At 67.5% G+C, this 18,125-nt stretch carries 15 protein-coding genes; 8 read left to right on the forward strand and 7 right to left on the reverse strand.

The annotated features are described in order from the left end of the window. Positions 1 to 17: 17 nt before the first annotated feature. Positions 18 to 794, reverse strand: a complete 777-nt coding sequence (locus DCN14_RS28425; protein WP_096502476.1) for an L-iditol 2-dehydrogenase — start codon at positions 792 to 794, stop codon at positions 18 to 20. Here DCN14_RS28425 and DCN14_RS28430 point away from each other — a divergent pair. The 5 genes from DCN14_RS28430 (at position 778) to DCN14_RS28450 (ending at position 4,228) form a co-directional block, all read left to right on the forward strand. Continuing rightward, a complete protein-coding gene (locus tag DCN14_RS28430; protein WP_143331651.1) occupies positions 778 to 1,014 on the forward strand; it encodes a hypothetical protein in 237 nt (78 codons plus the stop codon). The two genes, DCN14_RS28425 and DCN14_RS28430, sit on opposite strands and share 17 nt — an antisense overlap. A gap of 109 nt (positions 1,015 to 1,123) precedes the next feature. After that, a complete protein-coding gene (locus tag DCN14_RS28435) occupies positions 1,124 to 1,585 on the forward strand; it encodes a Fur family transcriptional regulator (RefSeq protein ID WP_096502480.1) in 462 nt (153 codons plus the stop codon). A gap of 49 nt (positions 1,586 to 1,634) precedes the next feature. After that, on the forward strand, positions 1,635 to 2,549 hold the full coding sequence (locus DCN14_RS28440; protein ID WP_096502482.1) for a metal ABC transporter solute-binding protein: 915 nt from the start codon (positions 1,635 to 1,637) through the stop codon (positions 2,547 to 2,549). Positions 2,550 to 2,562: 13 nt separating this feature from the next. Further along, the gene (locus DCN14_RS28445; RefSeq protein WP_096502484.1) at positions 2,563 to 3,453 is read left to right on the forward strand and encodes an ABC transporter ATP-binding protein; all 891 of its coding nucleotides are present in this window, start codon (positions 2,563 to 2,565) and stop codon (positions 3,451 to 3,453) included. After that, positions 3,446 to 4,228: a metal ABC transporter permease gene (locus DCN14_RS28450; RefSeq protein WP_096502518.1), complete on the forward strand. Its 783-nt coding sequence runs from the start codon at positions 3,446 to 3,448 to the stop codon at positions 4,226 to 4,228. The genes DCN14_RS28445 and DCN14_RS28450 overlap by 8 nt, the downstream gene beginning before the upstream one ends. A gap of 91 nt (positions 4,229 to 4,319) precedes the next feature. On the opposite strand, the gene fghA is transcribed toward DCN14_RS28450, so the two are convergent. Together fghA and DCN14_RS28465 are read right to left on the reverse strand one after the other, a co-directional pair. Then, positions 4,320 to 5,168: an S-formylglutathione hydrolase gene (gene fghA, locus DCN14_RS28455; RefSeq protein WP_096502486.1), complete on the reverse strand. Its 849-nt coding sequence runs from the start codon at positions 5,166 to 5,168 to the stop codon at positions 4,320 to 4,322. Between the two features lie 312 nt (positions 5,169 to 5,480). Next, positions 5,481 to 6,932 (reverse strand): FGGY family carbohydrate kinase, encoded by a 1,452-nt coding sequence (locus DCN14_RS28465; protein ID WP_115531458.1) that lies wholly within the window; start codon positions 6,930 to 6,932, stop codon positions 5,481 to 5,483. Between the two features lie 448 nt (positions 6,933 to 7,380). On the opposite strand from DCN14_RS28465, the gene DCN14_RS28470 reads away from it, so the two are divergent. Next, on the forward strand, positions 7,381 to 8,757 hold the full coding sequence (locus DCN14_RS28470) for a nucleobase:cation symporter-2 family protein (RefSeq protein ID WP_162826251.1): 1,377 nt from the start codon (positions 7,381 to 7,383) through the stop codon (positions 8,755 to 8,757). Positions 8,758 to 9,117: 360 nt separating this feature from the next. Here DCN14_RS28470 and DCN14_RS28475 read toward each other — a convergent pair whose 3' ends face one another. From DCN14_RS28475 to DCN14_RS28485, 3 genes are read right to left on the reverse strand one after another with little or no spacing between them, the layout of a single operon-like run. Then, entirely contained in the window at positions 9,118 to 10,641 is a 1,524-nt protein-coding gene (locus tag DCN14_RS28475; protein WP_096507208.1) for an efflux transporter outer membrane subunit, read from the reverse strand. Then, positions 10,641 to 13,841 (reverse strand): efflux RND transporter permease BpeB, encoded by a 3,201-nt coding sequence (gene bpeB / locus DCN14_RS28480; protein ID WP_096507207.1) that lies wholly within the window; start codon positions 13,839 to 13,841, stop codon positions 10,641 to 10,643. Before bpeB ends, DCN14_RS28475 begins: the two co-directional genes overlap by 1 nt. A 15-nt stretch (positions 13,842 to 13,856) precedes the next feature. After that, positions 13,857 to 15,113: an efflux RND transporter periplasmic adaptor subunit gene (locus DCN14_RS28485; protein ID WP_096507206.1), complete on the reverse strand. Its 1,257-nt coding sequence runs from the start codon at positions 15,111 to 15,113 to the stop codon at positions 13,857 to 13,859. 398 nt (positions 15,114 to 15,511) lie between these two features. On the opposite strand from DCN14_RS28485, the gene DCN14_RS28490 reads away from it, so the two are divergent. After that, the gene (locus DCN14_RS28490; RefSeq protein ID WP_096507205.1) at positions 15,512 to 16,153 is read left to right on the forward strand and encodes a TetR family transcriptional regulator; all 642 of its coding nucleotides are present in this window, start codon (positions 15,512 to 15,514) and stop codon (positions 16,151 to 16,153) included. A gap of 121 nt (positions 16,154 to 16,274) precedes the next feature. On the opposite strand, the gene DCN14_RS28495 is transcribed toward DCN14_RS28490, so the two are convergent. Continuing rightward, entirely contained in the window at positions 16,275 to 16,928 is a 654-nt protein-coding gene (locus DCN14_RS28495; RefSeq protein ID WP_096507214.1) for a cysteine hydrolase family protein, read from the reverse strand. A gap of 152 nt (positions 16,929 to 17,080) precedes the next feature. Here DCN14_RS28495 and DCN14_RS28500 point away from each other — a divergent pair, with 152 nt between their 5' ends. Continuing rightward, positions 17,081 to 18,082, forward strand: coding sequence for a helix-turn-helix domain-containing protein (locus tag DCN14_RS28500; protein ID WP_096507204.1), 1,002 nt, complete (start codon positions 17,081 to 17,083; stop codon positions 18,080 to 18,082). The last annotated feature ends 43 nt before the right edge of the window (positions 18,083 to 18,125 follow it).

The raw sequence follows: 18,125 nt of genomic DNA on the forward strand, positions 1-18,125 counted from the left end.
GCGAGCGGCGCCATGTCTCAGCTCATCCAGTTGCCGCCGTCGACGTTCAGCGTCTGGGCGGTAATGTAGTCGGCGTCGGCCGACGCGAGGAACAGCGCGGCACCCGTCAGGTCGCCGGGCACGCCCATGCGGCCGAGCGGCACGGCTTCGCCGACAAGCCGCTTCTTCTCGCCGAGCGGCCGGTTCTCGTAGCGCGCGAACAGCGCATCGACCTGCTCCCACATCGGCGTGTCGACCACGCCCGGCGCGATGCCGTTCACGTTGATCCGGTGCGGCGCGAGCGCGAGCGCGGCCGACTGCGTGTAACTGATCACCGCGGCCTTGGTCGCGCAGTAGTGCGAAACGAGTGCCTCGCCGCGACGCCCGGCCTGCGACGACATGTTGACGATCTTGCCGCCGCGGCCCTGCTCGACCATCCGCTGCGCGACGGCCTGCATCAGAAAGAACAGCCCTTTCACGTTGACCGAGAACAGCCGGTCGAACACGTCCCACGATTCGTCGAGGAGCGGGCGCATGTCGAACAGCGCCGCGTTGTTGAACAGGATGTCGACGCCGCCGAAACGCTCGACGGCCGTGGCGACGATCCGTTCGATGTCGTCGCGGCGCGTGACGTCCGCGGTGACCGCCACAGCGCGGCCGGGATTCGCTTCGATCAGCCGCGCGAGCGACCCGCTCGGCGGTTTCACGTCGACCAGCACGCAGCGCGCGCCCTCGTCCAGATAGCGTTGCGCGACCGCTTCGCCGATGCCGCTTGCCGCGCCCGTCAGGATCGCGACCTTGTTGTCCAGTCTCACTGGTTGTCTCCGGTTCGTTCTGCTGCACGAAGGCCGCGAGGTGAGCGAACGCTCGCTGACCGATCAATTGCTCTATCGTTGGTCGAATGATCGGATACGCGATTCGCGCTGTCAAGGCGGCACGGCGGCTTTCGATGATGCGCTGCGGCACGGCGGCATGAGCCGCGGGCCGGGGACGCACGCCCGGCAACGCGCGGCGCGCTGGGTGCGGCGCGGCTGAAACGGCGATGAAGGGGACGGAGTACAGGCGGAACCGAGAATTCGGGCTGCACGGGGAATAGATACGTTATATCATCGCGATACTTCGTTTCATTCGCGTGCTTCACGCCATGGCTACCTCATCGTCCATTGACGCCCGGCTGTCCCGGGCCGACGCATTCGCCGCCGAGCATGGGCTCGCGTGGACGCCGCTGCGCCGGCAGGTCTACGAACGCGTGCTCGCCGCGCAGCGCCCGATCGGCGCATACGACCTGCTCGCCGAGCTCGAACCGCAACGCGGCCGCGTGCCGCCCACGACCGTCTATCGCGCGCTGGATTTCCTCGTCGAACACGGCTTCATCCACCGGATCGAATCCAGAAACGCGTTCTTCGCGTGCTGCGAGATCGGCGTGCCGCATGAAGGTCAGTTCCTGATCTGCGATTCGTGCGGCGATACCGTCGAGATCCCGGGCAGCGACCTCGCGAAGCAGTTGTCCGCGAGCGAGCCCGCGCACGGTTTCGAAGTCCACCATCAGGTGGTCGAGCTCAACGGCCTGTGCGGGCACTGCAAGGGTAAGCCCGCGCAGCGCTGACGCCGCGTCGCACGGCGCCGTGCCGGCGCCCTTTCCAAAGAGGAGTTTCATGTCCATTGCCCTGAAGCGCGCGCCGCGGCGCGCCTTGTCGCTTGCACGCCTGTTCGCCGCCACGGCCGCCGCGCTGTCGTTCGCGGCGCCCGGCTTCGCGCAGGCCGCGACCGTCAACGTCGTCGCCGCGGAGAATTTCTATGGCGACGTCGCGTCGCAGATCGGCGGTCACCACGTCGCGGTAACCAGCATCCTCAGCAATCCCGACCAGGATCCGCACCTGTTCGAAGCGAGCCCGAAAACCGCGCGCGCGCTGCAGCACGCGCAGGTCGTGATCTACAACGGCGCCGACTACGATCCGTGGATGGGCAAGCTGCTGTCCGCATCGAAGCAGGCCCGGCGCGCGACGATCGTCGTCGCCGACCTGGTCGGCAAGAAGCCGGGCGACAATCCGCACCTGTGGTACGACCCGGCCACGATGCCGGCCGCCGCACGCGCGATCGCCACCGAGCTCGGCCGCGCCGACCCCGCGAACAAGGCCGAGTACGATGCGAACCTGCAGAAGTTCGTCGCGTCGCTGAAGCCCGTCGACGACAAGGTCGCCGCGCTGCGCGCGCAGTACAAGGGCGTGCCGGTGACGGCCACCGAGCCCGTGTTCGGCTACATGTCGGATGCGATCGGCCTCGACATGCGCAACCAGCGCTTCCAGCTCGCGACGATGAACGACACCGAAGCCAGCGCGCAGGACGTCGCCGCGTTCGAGAACGATCTGCGCAAGAAGCAGGTGCGCGTGCTGATCTACAACAGCCAGGCCGAAGAACCGATGACGAAGCGGATGCTGAAGATCGCGCGCGACGCCGGCGTGCCGAGCTTCAGCGTCACCGAGACGCAGCCGGCCGGCAAGACCTTCCAGCAATGGATGGCCGGCCAGCTCGACGCGCTCGCCGCCGCGCTGGCCGCCGGCAAGAAATGACCACTGCAACGACATGACCGACACTCCCCACGCACTCGCCGTCGATCGCGTCACGCTCGAACTGGGCGGACGCACGATCCTGCGCGACGTCAGCTTCTCGATCGAACCCGGTGAATTCGTCGGCGTGCTCGGGCCGAACGGCGCGGGCAAGACGACGCTGATGCGCGCGGTGCTCGGCCTCGTTCCCGTGTCGGGCGGCACGCTGTCGGTCGGCGGCGTGCCGGTCGTGCGCGGCAACGCGTCGATCGGCTACATGCCGCAGATCCGCAGCGGCCTCGCGAATCGCCGGATGCGCGGCTACGACTTCGTCGCGATGGCCGCCGACGGGCACCGCTGGGGGCTGCCGCACACGAACGCCGCGACGCGGCGCGACGTCGACCGCGTGCTCGATCTCGTCGGCGGCCCGACGCTCGCGCGCCGGCCGCTGTCGGAACTGTCGGGCGGCGAGCGCCAGCGCCTGCTGCTCGCGCAATGCCTGCTCGGCAGCCCGAAGCTGCTGCTGCTCGACGAACCGCTGATCAGCCTCGATCCGAACCATCAGCGCGGCGTCGTCGAACTCGTGCGCAACGTGCAGCGCGAGCTCGGCATCACCGTGCTGTTCTCCGCGCACGAGCTGAACCCGCTCCTGAACGCGCTCGACCGCGTGCTGTATCTGGGTAACGGCGTCGCCGCGCTCGGCACCGTCGACGAGGTGATCACCCGGCCCGTGCTGTCGCGGCTCTACGGCTCGCCGATCGACGTGATGCGCGTGAACGGCAAGATCTTCGTGATGTCCGGCGACGTCGAAATCGAAAAGCACGATCACGAACACGAGGACGACGACGGTCACTCGCACGGCGGTGGCGGCAGCCACGGCCATCACCACCACGGACACGCTCATCCCGGGCAATCGCACGATGTTTGAATACGACTTCATGATCAACGCGTTCGCCGCGTCGGGGATCGTCGCGGTGCTCGCGGGCATCGTCGGCTACTTCCTGGTGCTGCGCGGACAAACCTTCGCCGGCCACGCGCTGTCGCACGTCGGCTTCACCGGCGCGACGGGCGCGGTGCTGCTCGGCATCTCGCCGATCTGGGGGATGGTCGGCTTCACGCTCGCGGCCGGGATCGGGATGGGCGCGCTCGGCGAACGGCTCGCGGGCCGCGACGTCGCGATCGGCGTGATCCTGTCGGGCGCGCTCGGCTTCGGGCTGTTGTTCCTGCATTTCTATACGTCGTTCGCGACGCAGGTCACCGCGCTGCTGTTCGGCAACGTGCTCGCGGTCAGCCACGACACGCTCGCGGTGCTGGCCGGCATCGGCGCGGTGAGCCTCATCGCGCTCGCGCTGATCGCGCGGCCGCTGCTGTTCGCGTCGCTGCAGCCCGAACTCGCCGAGGCCAAGGGCGTGTCGCTGCGCACGGTGTCGGTGCTGTTCCTCGCGGTGTGCGCGCTTGCGGTCGCCGCGGCCACGCAGATCGTCGGCGTGCTGCTGGTGTTCACGCTGCTGGTCGGGCCGGCCGCGGCCGCGCAGAACGTGGCGACGCGACTGTCGACGGGCGTGCTGCTCGCTGCGCTGTTCGCCCTGTTCGAAGCGTGGGTCGGGATCGCGCTCGCGTATCACACCGACTGGCCGACGAGCTTCTGGATCACCGCGCTGTCGGCGCTGGTGTATGGCGCGAGTCTGTTGCGCCACCACTGATCGTCCCGCCGTCTAGCCGCGCAAACGAAAACGCCGGCGTGCCCGAAGGCAGCGCCGGCGTTTTTCATGCGCGCGATGCAGCGCGCCGTGCTCACCGCGCCAGCACGCGCGCGTGATGCGCGATGTGATCGGCGACGAACGTCGAGATGAAGTAATACCCGTGGTCGTAGCCCGCATGACGGCGCAGCGTCAGCGGCTGCCCGGCCTGCGCGCACGCGGCTTCGAACACGTCGGGGTTCAGCTGGTTCGGGAGGAACTGGTCGGCGAGGCCCTGGTCGACGAGGATGCCGTCCGCGAACTTCGGCGCATCCGCGCGCGCGACGAGTTCGCTCGCATCGTGCTGCTTCCACGCTTCGCGGTCGGCGCCGAGATAACCGGAGAACGCCTTTTCGCCCCACGGGCAGCGCGTCGGCGCGGCGATCGGCGCGAACGCCGACACCGACCGGTACAGGCCCGGGTGACGCAGCGCGAGCGTCAGCGCGCCATGCCCGCCCATCGAGTGACCGAAGATTCCGAGCCGCGCGCCGTCGATCGGCAGCTCGGCCGCGACGAGCTCGCGCAGTTCGCCCGTCACGTACGACTCCATCCGGTAATGCGTCGACCACGGCGCTTGCGTCGCGTCGATGTAGAAGCCCGCGCCGACGCCGAAATCCCACGCATCGGTCTCGCCCGCCACACCCGCGCCGCGCGGGCTCGTATCGGGCATCACGAGCGCGATGCCGTGCTGCGCCGCGTATTGCTGCGCGCCGCCCTTGATCGCGAACGTCTCGTCGGTGCACGTGAGCCCCGCGAGATAGAACAGCGCCGGCACGCGGCCGTGCGCGGCCTGCGGCGGCAGGTACACCGAGAACTTCATCGGCAGGCCGATCGCCTTCGAGTCGTGGCGATAGAAGCGTTGCTCGCCGCCGTGGCAAGCATGCGAAGAAACGAGTTCGAGCATGGGGTTTCCCTTCCGTTCAATACAGCACGATCGAGCGAAACGATTCGCTCCCGTTCATCAGGTCGCGGCCGCCGTCGATCTTCCCGGGCGGCAGCGCGCGTGTAATCAGATCATCGACTTGCGTCCGCGTCGCGAAGCCAGCGCCCGGTGCTGCCCCGAGCGACCGGCCCCTTGTCGAGCCAAACCGCCCGGCACATGCGGCCCCTATCGTGCCGGGCATGATCGTCGATCCCGGCACGCATCGTGTGCCGGAAACGGCCGTCGGCTTGCCACGATACGTCATCGCTGACGCAACCGGACAAGTGCCCGAGTTTAAACACCCGCCGTGAACCATGCATCCGTTCGCGCATACAGGTCGACGAAACGTGCGTGACGTGCGGCCAGCGCACGATCGTCGCGCGGCGCGGCGACCGGCGATGCGGCCGGCGCCAGCGTGTGCAACGCGTCTTCGCGCCAGTGCCCGATTGCGACACCCGCGAGCAGCCCGGCACCGCGCGTCGCGGCATTCGGGCAGTCGACCGCGTCGAGCGACGCGCCGAGCGCGTCCGCGAGCAACTGTCGCCAGCGCGGATCGACCGAGCCGCCGCCCGCGAGGCGCAGCGTCGTCACCGGATCGGCATGGTTCGCATCGCGAATCGCATCGAGCCCCGCGCGCAAAGCGAACGCGACGCCTTCGAATGCCGCGCGCATCATCGCGCCGCGCGTGTCGCCAAGCCCGAGACCGAGCCAGCCGCCGCGCGCATCGGGGTTCATCCAGGGCGAGCGCTCGCCCGTCAGATACGGCAGAAAACACACCCGCCCGGACGCCGGCTGCGCGAACGCGTCGTCGTATGCATCGGGCCAGTTCGCATAGCCGAGCCAGCCGCGCACGGCTTCGAGCGCAAGCCCGACGTTCTGCATCGCGGCCATCGTGTAATAGCCGCCGCCCGCCGCCGTGCGATAGCGATGCAGCCCGCGCCGCGCAGGCGGCAACGTATCCGCGAGCACGACGATCTGGCCGCCGCTGCCGGTGGTCAGCAGGGCGTCGCCAGCCGCGACGAGCCCGCTGCCGAGCGCCGCGCATGCGGTATCGGCGGCGCCCGTCGCGAGCGGCACGCCGGCCGGCAACCCGAGTGCCGCGGCGGCCTGCGCACCGAGCGCGCCGCAGCGCATGCCCGACGCGCGCACCGGCGCGAAGCGGTCGGCCGGCAGGCCGAGCGCGGCGATCCGCGGCGTGTCCCACGCGCCGTCCGGCGTCGCGAGCGCGGTCGCGCACGCGTCGCTCGGATCGGCCGCGACGTCGCCGCCCAGCGCGATGCGCAGCCAGTCCTTCGGCTGCACGGCCCAGCGCGCGGCACGCAATGCCTGCGGCTCGTGTTCGGCCAGCCAGCGCAGCAGCGGCCCCGCCATGCCGGGCGCGACGGGGTTCGGTGCGACGGGCAAACCGGCGACGGGCCGGCCGGCCGCATCGGCTTCGCGCACCGCGCGCGTATCGGGCCACAGCAGCGCGGGCCGCACCGGCTGCCCGGCCGCGTCGATCAGCACGACGCCATGCATCTGGCCGGAGAAACCGATCGCGACGACCTGCTCGCGCTCGCCGTCCGGCAATTTCGCGGCGGCGCGCACCAGCGCATCCCACCAGACGTGCGGCGAGATTTCCGCCCAGCCCGGCTGCGGCGACGACAACGAATAGGGTTCGCTCGCGACCGCACGCTCGATGCCGTCGGCATCGAGCGTGACGAGTTTGACGGAGCCGGTGCCGAGGTCGATTCCGAGCAGGCGCATGACGGGGGGCGATATTCGAATGAACGGATATCGATGATAGCGGGATCGCGATACGCGCCCCGATTTACGCGGCGGATTTCCGCATCGACGACGCCAAAACGCGGCCGCGACCGGCCGGTGGCACCCGGGTGCACCTTGACGGCAAAAACGGCTGCTCGCGGGTTAACCCGGCACGATTTTTCGCAGGTCGTTTTTGCCACTATGCCGCACGCGCGATACACACCATAAAGCCGCCTATATTTGACTCGGGGGTCCGCGCTATTTTGGAGGGCTATAAAACCGGGGAACCTCACTCCTGCGGCAGTTTCCCGATGATCGACACCCCGTTTCATGCCGAAATGGCATATCGAACCAGCAAAGAACGGAATAGAACCCAGCGCTCTTGTTGCGATGGTGCATTCCGCATAACTTCGTATCACCCCGAAAACAAGATCATGGAGTGAGACAGATGCAATCGAACACGGTCCATCCGTGCGATGAGGTGCTGCCGACCGGCAAGCTTGTAACGCTTGGTCTCCAGCACGTCCTCGTCATGTACGCCGGCGCTGTCGCCGTGCCGCTCATCATCGGCGGCGCGCTGAAGCTGCCGAAAGACCAGATCGCGTTTCTGATCAGCGCCGATCTGTTTTCGTGCGGCATCGCAACGCTGATCCAGACGCTCGGCCTGTGGATCTTCGGGATCCGCCTGCCCGTCATCATGGGCTGCACGTTCGCGGCAGTCGGCCCGATGATCGCGATCGGCACCAACCCCGGCCTCGGCATTCTCGACATCTTCGGTTCAACGATCGCGGCCGGCATCATCGGCATCGTGCTCGCGCCGATGATCGGCAAGCTGTTGCGGTTCTTCCCGCCCGTCGTCGTCGGCACCGTGATCGCGGTGATCGGGCTGTCGCTGATGGAAGTCGGCATCAACTGGGCGGCCGGCGGCGTCGGCAACCCCGAGTACGGCAGCCCCGTCTACCTCGGCCTGTCGCTGCTCGTGCTTACGCTGATCCTGCTGATCAACAAGTACGGCCGCGGTTTCCTCGCGAACATCTCGGTGCTGCTCGGCATCGTCGCCGGCTTCGTGATCGCGTTCGCCATCGGCCGCGTGAATATCGACGGCGTGGCGCACGCCGCCTGGGTCGGCATCGTGATGCCGTTCCACTTCGGCTGGCCGCACTTCGACCCGCTGTCGATCGCGACGATGGTCACGGTGATGTTCGTGACGTTCATCGAATCGACCGGGATGTTCCTCGCCGTCGGCGACATGGTCGACCGTCCGGTCAACCAGGAGCGTCTCGTGCGCGGCCTGCGCGTCGACGGTCTCGGCACGCTGATCGGCGGCATCTTCAACTCGTTCCCGCATACGTCGTTCTCGCAGAACGTCGGCCTGATCGGCGTGACGGGCGTGAAGAGCCGGTTCGTCTGCGCGACGGGCGGCGTGATCCTGGTGCTGCTCGGCCTGTTCCCGAAGATGGCGCAGGTCGTCGCATCGGTGCCGCCGTTCGTGCTGGGCGGCGCGGGCATCGTGATGTTCGGGATGGTGGCCGCGAACGGCATCAAGGTGCTGTCGAAGGTCGACTTCGTGAACAACACGCACAACCTGTTCATCGTCGCCGTGAGCATCGGCATGGGCCTCGTGCCGGTCGTGTCGCCGCACTTCTTCTCGAAGCTGCCGCCGGCACTCGCACCGATCCTGCATAGCGGCATCCTGCTGGCGTCGGTGACCTCGGTGATCCTGAACGTCGTGTTCAACGGCGTGAAAGGCGAGAAGGACGCACGTTGCGACATCCGCCGCGCCGGACACGACTTCGACGGACGCCCGGCCGACGTGCATCACTGATCGGCCCGACCCGGACGCGCCGGATCGCGGCGCGACGCGGTAAAGGAAAAACGCCACGGCATGCCGTGGCGTTTTGCTTTGTGCGGGGCGCAGAGGCGGGGGTGGCTGCGAGGGCGGGAGCGTTCTGGCGATGGGGAGCTGGCGGCTGGCGGCTGGCGACAGCGTGCCATGCAACGTCGCTCGGCTCCACCGCTCAACGCAACGACAGCACGCGCGCCCCCCGCCCCGCCTTCCCCGCCCTCACCGCAAACCCGCCGCCCAAAAAGAAAACGCCACGGACGAGCGTCCGTGGCGTTTTGCATGTACGGTCCAGCGCTTCGGCGAACCGGAGCGGTCGCCCGCCCCTGCCCGCCGTCGTACTTACCCGTTCGTCGTCGCTGCCGACGCAGGCGCCGGTGCGGCTGCCTTGTCGTAGTCTTCCGTCTGGTCGGGTGCGCGCGGCGTGTCGCCGGCACGCTGGATCCAGCCGCCGCCCAGTGCGCGATACAACGTGACAAGGTTCGTCCAGCGTGCCAGACGTGCGCTGATCAGCGTCTGCTGCGCGGTGTACAGATCGGTTTGCGCGGTCAGCACCGACAGGTAGCTGTCGACACCGTTCTTGTAACGCAGGTCCGACAGATCGAAGCGGCGCTGCTGCGCGTGCTCGTTGCGCTCGAGCGCGGCGATCTGCTGGTCGTACGTGCCGCGTGCGGCCAGCCCGTCCGACACTTCGCGGAAGGCCGACTGAATCGCCTTCTCGTAGTTGGCGATCTCGATGCGCTTCTGCACGTTCGCGAGGTTCAGGTTCGCGATGTTCTGACCGCCTTCGAAGATCGGCATCGTGATCTGCGGCGCGAACGACCACGCCGCCGTGCCGGCCTTGAAGAGGCTGCCGAGCGTCGGGCTGCCGGTGCCGAACGCGCCCGTCAGCGAAATGCGCGGGAAGAACGCCGCGCGTGCCGCACCGATGTTCGCGTTCGCGGCCAGCAGCGTCTGCTCGGCCTGCATCACGTCCGGACGACGCGTCAGCAGGTCGGACGGCAGGCCCGCCGGCACGTCCGTCAGCAGGTTCTGCGCGTCGAGCGGCATGCCCGCCGGCAGATCGTCCGGCAGCGGTTCGCCGATCAGCAGCACCAGGTAGTTCAGTGCCTGCGCACGATCACGCGCCTGCTGCTGCTGGTTCGCGAGCGCCTGCTCGACGACCGTCTGCGCCTGACGCAGGTCGAGCTCGGAGCCCGTGCCGTTGTCGAACTGCAGCTTCGTCAGGTCGTACTGCGCCTGAGCGGACTTCAGCGTGTTTTCCGTGACCTGCAGCAGGTCGTCGGTCGACAACAGCGTCAGGTACTGATCCGCCACTTGCGACACCAGCGAGATCTCGAATGCCTGCCGCGCGTACGCGGTCGACAGGTACTGCGCGAGCGCCTGGTCCTTCAGGCTCTGCACGCGGCCGAACAGGTCGAGCTCCCACGACGCCGAGAGCCCGACGTTGTAGGCGCGCGAGATGTACGGCGCGCCCGTCGTCGACAGGCCCTGCGGCACGCGCTGGATATTGCCCGTGCCCGTGCCGTCGAGCGTCGGGAACAGGCCCGCGCGCGTGATCTGGTACTGCGCGCGCGCCGCCTCGATGTTCAGCACCGACACGCGCAGGTCGCGATTGTTCTTCAGCGCGATCTCGATCAGCCGCTGCAGGCGCGGATCGACGAAGAATTCGCGCCAGCCGATGGCGGTGGCCGCCTGGCCGTTCGCGCTGCGTGCACCGGAAGCACCCGGCTGCGTCGCATAGACGCCTTCGGCCGGGTACGCCTGCGCGACGGGCGCGTCGGGCCGCTTGTAATGCGGCGCCATCGTGCAGCCCGTGGCAAAGAGCGCGACCGCGATTGCAGTCAAAGCGTGTTTTTGCATCATCACTGTCCCTTGTTGCCTTCGTCGCCGTTGCCCGGCTTCTCTTCGTGGTGCGAGTGCTCCTGAGCCAGGCGCAGCGCCTCGTCGACGTCTTCCTTCTCGCCGCTGAAGATCGAACGAATCTTCACGAAGAACATCGGGATCATGAAGATCGCGAGGAACGTCGCCGTGATCATCCCGCCGATCACGCCTGTACCGATCGCGTGCTGGCTCGCCGAACCCGCGCCGTTGCTGATCGCGAGCGGCAGCACGCCGAGAATGAACGCGAGCGACGTCATCAGGATCGGACGCAGCCGCAGGCGCGCCGCTTCCAGCGCGGCCTCGATCGGCCCCATCTTCTCCGTCTGCTGCAACTCGCGCGCGAACTCGACGATCAGGATCGCGTTCTTCGCGGACAAGCCCACCGTGGTCAACAGGCCGACCTGGAAGAACACGTCGTTCTCGAGGCCGCGCATCGTCGCCGCGAGCAGTGCGCCGATCACGCCGAGCGGCACCACCATGATCACCGAGAACGGAATCGACCAGCTTTCATACAGTGCCGCGAGACACAGGAACACGACCAGGATCGAGATCGCGTACAGGATCGGCGCCTGCGAGCCCGACTGGATTTCCTGGAACGACAGGCCGGTCCACGAATAGCCGATACCCACCGGCAGTTTCTTCGCGATCCCTTCCATCGCCGTCATCGCCTGACCGGTCGACTTGCCCGGTGCGGCCTGACCCTGGATTTCCATCGCCGACACGCCGTTGTAACGCTCGAGCTTCGGCGAACCGTACGTCCAGTGACCGGTCGCGAACGCGCTGAACGGCACCATCCCGCCCGACCCGTTGCGCACGTACCAGATGTTCATGTCCTCCGGCGTCATCCGGAACGGTGCGTCCGACTGCACGTACACCTTCTTGATCCGGCCGTCGGTGTCGAGGAAGTTGTTCACGTACTTCGACGCCCACGCGATCGAGAACGTCTGGTCGATCGCATCCGCCGTCACGCCGAGCGCGTTCGCCTTCTCGCGATCGATGTCGACCTTGTACTGCGGCGTATCGTTCAGCCCGTTCGGACGCACGCCCTGCAGCGTCGGATCCTTCGAGGCCATCCCGAGCAGCTGGTTACGCGCGGCCATCAGCGCGTCGTGGCCGAGACCCGCGTTGTCCGTCAGCTCGAAGTCGAAGCCGGCGGCGGTGCCGAGTTCCGGAATCGACGGCGGGTTGAACGGAATCACGACCGCGTCCTTGTAGCCCGCGTAGCGACCGAACATCCGGCCGATCAGCGCCTGGACCTTCTCGTTCGCATGCTGACGCTCCGAGAAGTCCTTCAGCTTCACGAACACGAGACCCGAGTTCTGGCCGCGGCCGGCGAAGCTGAAGCCGTTGACCGTGAACGTCGATTCGACGATGTTCTTCTCGTCCTTCAGCAGGTAGTCGGAAATGTTCGCGAGCGTCTTCGCGGTCGTTTCCTGCGTCGACCCCGACGGCGTCTGCACGATCACGAACATCAGGCCCTGGTCTTCATCGGGCAGGAACGACTTCGGCAGGCGCACGAACAGCAGCCCGACCGCGACGATCACGACCAGATAGATGATGAGCCAGCGGCCCGAGCGCTTGATCACGTGGTGCACGCCGACGTGGTACTTGTCGCGGCTGTTGTTGAACGTGCGGTTGAACCAGCCGAAGAAGCCCTTCTTCTCTTCGTGATGGCCTTCCGGGATCGGCTTGAGGATCGTCGCGCACAATGCGGGCGTCAGAATCAGCGCGACCAGCACGGACAGCACCATCGCCGACACGATCGTCAGCGAGAACTGGCGATAGATCGCGCCGACCGAACCGCCGGAGAACGCGACCGGCACGAACACCGCCGACAGCACGAGCGCCACGCCGACGAGCGCGCCGGTGATCTGGCCCATCGCCTTGCGGGTCGCCTCCCTTGGAGACAGCCCCTCTTCCGCCATCACGCGCTCGACGTTCTCCACCACCACGATCGCATCGTCCACCAGCAGGCCGATCGCGAGCACGAGGCCGAACATCGACAGCGTGTTGATCGAGAAGCCCACCATCGACATGATCGCGAACGTGCCGAGCAGCACCACCGGCACCGCGATCGTCGGGATGATCGTCGCCCGCAGGTTCTGCAGGAACAGATACATCACGAGGAACACGAGCACGATCCCTTCGAGCAGCGTCTTGACCACTTCCTCGATCGACAGCTTCACGAACGGCGTCGTGTCGTACGGATACTTCACGACGAGGCCGTGCGGGAAGAACGGTGCGAGCTCGTCGATCTTCGCGCGCACGGCCTTCGCGGTCGCGAGCGCGTTCGCGTTGGTCGCGAGCTGGATACCGAGGCCGGCCGTCGGCTGACCGTTGTACTTCGTGTCGAAGTTGTAGTTCTCACCGCCGAGGCCGATCTGCGCGACGTCCTTCAGGCGAACCTGCGAGCCGTCCTGGTTGACCTTCAGCAGGATGTTGCCGAACTGCTCGGGCGTCTGCAGCAGCGTCGATTCGGTGATCGTCGCCTGCAGCACGGTGCCCGGCTTGGCCGGCGTGCCGCCGATCTGGCCGCCCGCGATCTGCACGTTCTGCGCTGTGATCGCCGAGCTGACGTCGACCGGCGTGAGGCCGTAGTTCGTCAGGCGGTTCGGGTCGAGCCAGATCCGCATCGCGTACTGCGAGCCGAACAGCGTGACGGTACCGACGCCGTTCAACCGGCTGATCGGATCCTGCACGTGCGACGCCACGAAGTTCGCGAGGTCGTACTTGTTCATGCTGCCGTCTTCGGAGTTGAAGGCGAGCACCAGCAGGAAGCTGCTGCTCGACTTCGTCACCTTGAGGCCGAGCTGCTGCACGACCTGCGGCAGAATCGGCGTCGCGAGCGACAGCTTGTTCTGGACCTGAACCTGTGCGATGTCGGCGTTGGTGCCCGGTGCGAACGTCAGCGTGATCGTGGCGTTGCCCGAGTCGTCACTCGTCGACGACATGTACAGGAAGTTGTCGAGACCGCTCATCTGCTGCTCGATCACCTGCGTCACCGTGTCTTCCACCGTCTTCGCGGAAGCGCCCGGGTAGTTCGCGGTGATCTGGATCGATGGCGGCGCGATCGTCGGATACTGCGAGATCGGCAGCGTGAAGATCGCCGCAACCCCGGCCAGCATCAGGATGATGGCGATCACCCACGCGAAGATCGGGCGATCGATAAAAAACTTTGCCATGAAACAGGCTCCCTGTTATTGCGCGCTCGACGCAGCGGCGGCGCTCGCCGGTGCAGCGCCCGATGCGGCGGCGGCACCGGAACCGGCGGCGGCCGGCGCGGCGGATGCGGCAGCACCCGATGCTGCGTCCGGTGCCGGCAACTGCGCCGGCACGGCCTTCACGGCCGCACCCGGACGCACCTTGTCGATACCCTGCACGATCACGCGGTCGCCCGCTTCCAGACCGCCTTCGACGATCCAGTTCTGACCCTGCATGCCGCTCGTCTTCAGCGGATGCGACTCGACCTTGTCGCTCGCGTTCACGACCATCGCGATCGCCTGGCCCTTCTGGTCATGCGTGACGCCGATCTGCGGCACCAGGAACGCGTTCTCGTTCACGCCTTCCTCGATCCGTGCCCGCACGAACATCCCCGGCAGCAGCACGCGGCCCGGGTTCGGGAACACCGCGCGGATGGTCACCGAACCGGTGGTCTGGTCGACCGTCACGTCCGAGAACTGCAGCTTGCCGGCTTCCGAATACGTCTTGCCGTCTTCCAGGATCAGCGACACCTTCGCCGCGCCCGGGCCGCTCGTCTTCAGCTTGCCGCTCTGCACGTCCTGGCGCAGCTTCAGCCCGTCGAGGCTCGACTGCGTCAGGTCGACATATACCGGGTCGAGCTGCTGCACCGTCGACATCAGCGTCGCCTGGCTCGCCTGCACGTAGGCGCCCGGCGTGACCTGCGAAATGCCGACGCGGCCGGTGATCGGCGACACGACATCCGTATAGCCGAGGTTGATCTGCGCGGTGTCGACCGCCGCCTTGCCGGCCGCGACGTCCGCTGCGGCCTGGCCCTGCGTGGCCACCGCGTTGTCGTAGTCCTGCTTGCTGACCGCGTTCGCGGCCACCAGCACCTTGTAGCGCGCGACCAGCGCGTTCTGCGTGACGAGGTTCGCCTGCGCCTTCGCCAGCGTCGCCTTCGCGCTGTTCAGCGCGGCGATGTACGGGGCCGGATCGATCTTGTAGAGGCGCTGGCCGGCCTTCACGTCGCTGCCTTCGGTGAATTCACGGCGCAGCACGATGCCGTCGACCCGCGCGCGAACCTGCGCGACGAGGAATGCGCTGGTGCGGCCCGGCAGTTCGGTGAAGACCGGTACGTTTTGCGGCTGGACTGTGACGACGCCGACTTCCGGCGTTTGCGGCGGCGGTGCCGATTCTTTTTTCCCGCACGCGGCCAGGAAAACGGCGGCCGTCGCGACAGTGAGTAAGCGGTATGGAACCCGTTCGACGCGCATGGAGCGACCTCTGTGTATAACCATTGGAATAAGTGCGGCGCCCGAGCGGAACGCCACACGGATGCGCCTTGCGGCGCAGATCGAACACCTGAATTACTGGACTGCTGGATACAGCACGTCGGCACGAAACCTCCATGCCGACGAGATGCCGCGAACTGCGGACGGTTACTTGGGCGGGAATCAGCAGAGTGGGATATTAACTGATTGCCACTTGGGTCATTCGATCGTAGGGTGGTATTGTATATACATTCACGAATGTATGTAAAAAGCCCGCTCGCCCGCCGCCAACTGCGCAGTCTTACGAACTATTACCAGTCGCAAGCATAGCCGCTCCACGCAATAGCGACGAGGGTTGCAGACCCTATATTCACCTACGATCGACCCATTCAGGCCTGCACATGGTCAGACGCACCAAGGAGGAGGCACTCGAGACGCGCAACCGCATTCTCGATGCCGCCGAACACGTGTTCTTCGAGAAAGGCGTGTCGCACACGTCGCTCGCGGACATCGCCCATCACGCCGGCGTGACGCGCGGCGCGATCTACTGGCATTTCGCGAACAAGAGCGAACTGTTCGACGCGATGTTCGACCGCGTGTTTCTGCCGATCGACGAACTGAAGACGATGCCGCTCGACGCGCCCGGCGGCAACCCGCTCGACAAGATCCGCAAGATCCTGATCTGGTGCCTGCTCGGCGTGCAGCGCGACTCGCAGCTGCGGCGCGTGTTCAGCATCCTGTTCATGAAGTGCGAGTACGTCGCCGATATGGAACCATTATTGCAGCGCAACCGCGCGGGGATGAGCGAGGCGCTGCATGCGATCGACGCCGATCTCGCCGTGGCCGTGCGGCTCAAGCTGCTGCCCGAGCGGCTCGACACGTGGCGCGCGACGCTGATGCTGCACACGCTCGTGAGCGGCTTCGTGCGCGACATGCTGATGCTGCCCGACGAGATCGATGCCGAGCAGCATGCGGAAAAGCTCGTCGACGGCTGCTTCGACATGCTGCGCTACAGCCCCGCGATGCTGAAAATGGGCGACTGACGCCCGCCCGCCGACGGCGCGATGCGCGCCGTTTCATCGTCATCGGCGGCCGATCGTCCCGGCCGCGCACGGGCGGGGGCACCGCGCCGCCCGTTCGCTTCCCCTGCCCTCCCCGATTCGCTCAGGCCGCCTTCACGCGTTGCGCGCGGGCCCGCCGGTTCGACGCGGCCACCGAATCGCGCCCGGGCATCGCCGCACCGGCGAGTCCGGCGATCCACGCATCGGTCGACATCACCGCCGCGAAATTCGACTGGAACACCACCGTGTACGCGCGGTGTATCTCCTCGGCGCTCACCGTGCCCGCTTCATTCCCGTAAGGCAACGCGCCGGTTGCGTCCGCCAGATACTCGACGTTCAACCCCGCGTGCGCCGCGTGATAGACGGTCGATGCGTTGCAGTTGTGCGTCATGTAGCCGGCCACCGCGAGCGTGTCGACGCCGTGCGCCGCGAGCCACGCGGCGAGGTCGGTGCCGGCGAACGCGCTGGCCTGCGCCTTCTCGATCAGGTGCGCGTACGGCCGCCCGGCGACGACCGGGTGCAGCGCGACGCCGTCCGTGCCGGGCGCGAAGATCGGCGCGCCGGCCGGCGCGACGTGCCGGACCACGATCACGGGCACGCCGGCCGCATGCGCGGCGTCGATCGCGCGGCCGATGTTCGCGAGCGATACGTCGACGGGCGGATACTCGATCGGCAGGTTGCCCGTCACGTATTCGTTCTGGACATCGATCACGACAAGGGCACGGCGGGAAGCGGAAGACGACGCGGCATTCGACATGGCTGGCTCCAGGTTCGGCGGCACCGCCCCGCTCCGGAACGGAGCGGCCGGCGGCGCGATGCGATGCATTGTCGGATCGTGCCGCGCACGCGGACAGTGGCCCGATTGCCATTCTTCGATAGAATCGGGCCATCACCCTCCCGGAGCCCGCCATGAGCGCCGTTGCGTCGCCCGTTGCCCCTGCCCCGACCGTCGTCGCCGTGATCGCGTACGACGGCATCAGCCCGTTCCACCTGTCGGTGCCGTCCGTCGTGTTCGGCAAGGAACGCGATGCGGCCGCGACGCCCGCGTTCGAGTTTCGCGTGTGCTCGGCCGAGCGCGGGCCGCTGTCGACGACTGGCGGCTTCACGATCACCGCGCCGTACGGGCTCGATGCGCTCGACGACGCGGACATCGTGATCGTGCCGGCATGGCGCGACCCGGACGAAGCGCCGCCCGACGCGATGCTGGACGCGGTGCGTGCAGCCGCCGCGCGCGGCGCGCAGCTCGTCGGCCTGTGCCTCGGCGCGTACGTGCTCGCCGCGGCCGGGCTGCTCGACGGGCGGCCGGCCACGACGCACTGGGCGTGGGCCGACGATTTCGCGCAGCGCTTTCCGCGCGTGAAGCTCGATCCCGACGTGTTGTACGTCGACGACGGCAACCTGATGACGTCGGCCGGCACGGCCGCGGGGCTCGACTGCTGCCTGCACGTCGTGCGCCGCCGCTTCGGCTCGGACGCGGCGAACCAGATCGCCCGCCGCCTCGTGATCCCGCCGCACCGCCAGGGCGGGCAGGCGCAATACGTGCCGCAGCCGGTCGCCGCGCATCCGCGCGACGCGCGGCTCGCGGCGCTGCTCGACTGGGTGCGCGCGCATCTGGACGTCGCGCACAGCGTCGATTCGCTCGCCGACCGCGCGCTGATGAGCCGGCGCACGTTCACGCGCCATTTCCGCCAGGCCACCGGCACGACCGTCACCGCGTGGCTGCAGGCGGAGCGGCTCACGCGCGCGCAGCATCTGCTGGAAACCACCGGACAATCGATCGATGCGATCGCGCAGGCGGCCGGGTACGGGTCGAGCGTGTCGCTGCGCCAGCATTTCGCCGGCGCGCTCGGCACGTCGCCGTCGGCCTATCGGAAGGAATTTCGCGGCGCCGGGACCGACGCGCGACGGTAGCGGCCGCCGCGGCAACCGCCGGCGGCCGGCCACCAGCCTGCGC

Origin of the sequence: Burkholderia sp. IDO3, assembly GCF_003366075.1 — a bacterium.
Taxonomy (GTDB): Bacteria; Pseudomonadota; Gammaproteobacteria; order Burkholderiales; family Burkholderiaceae; genus Burkholderia; species Burkholderia anthina.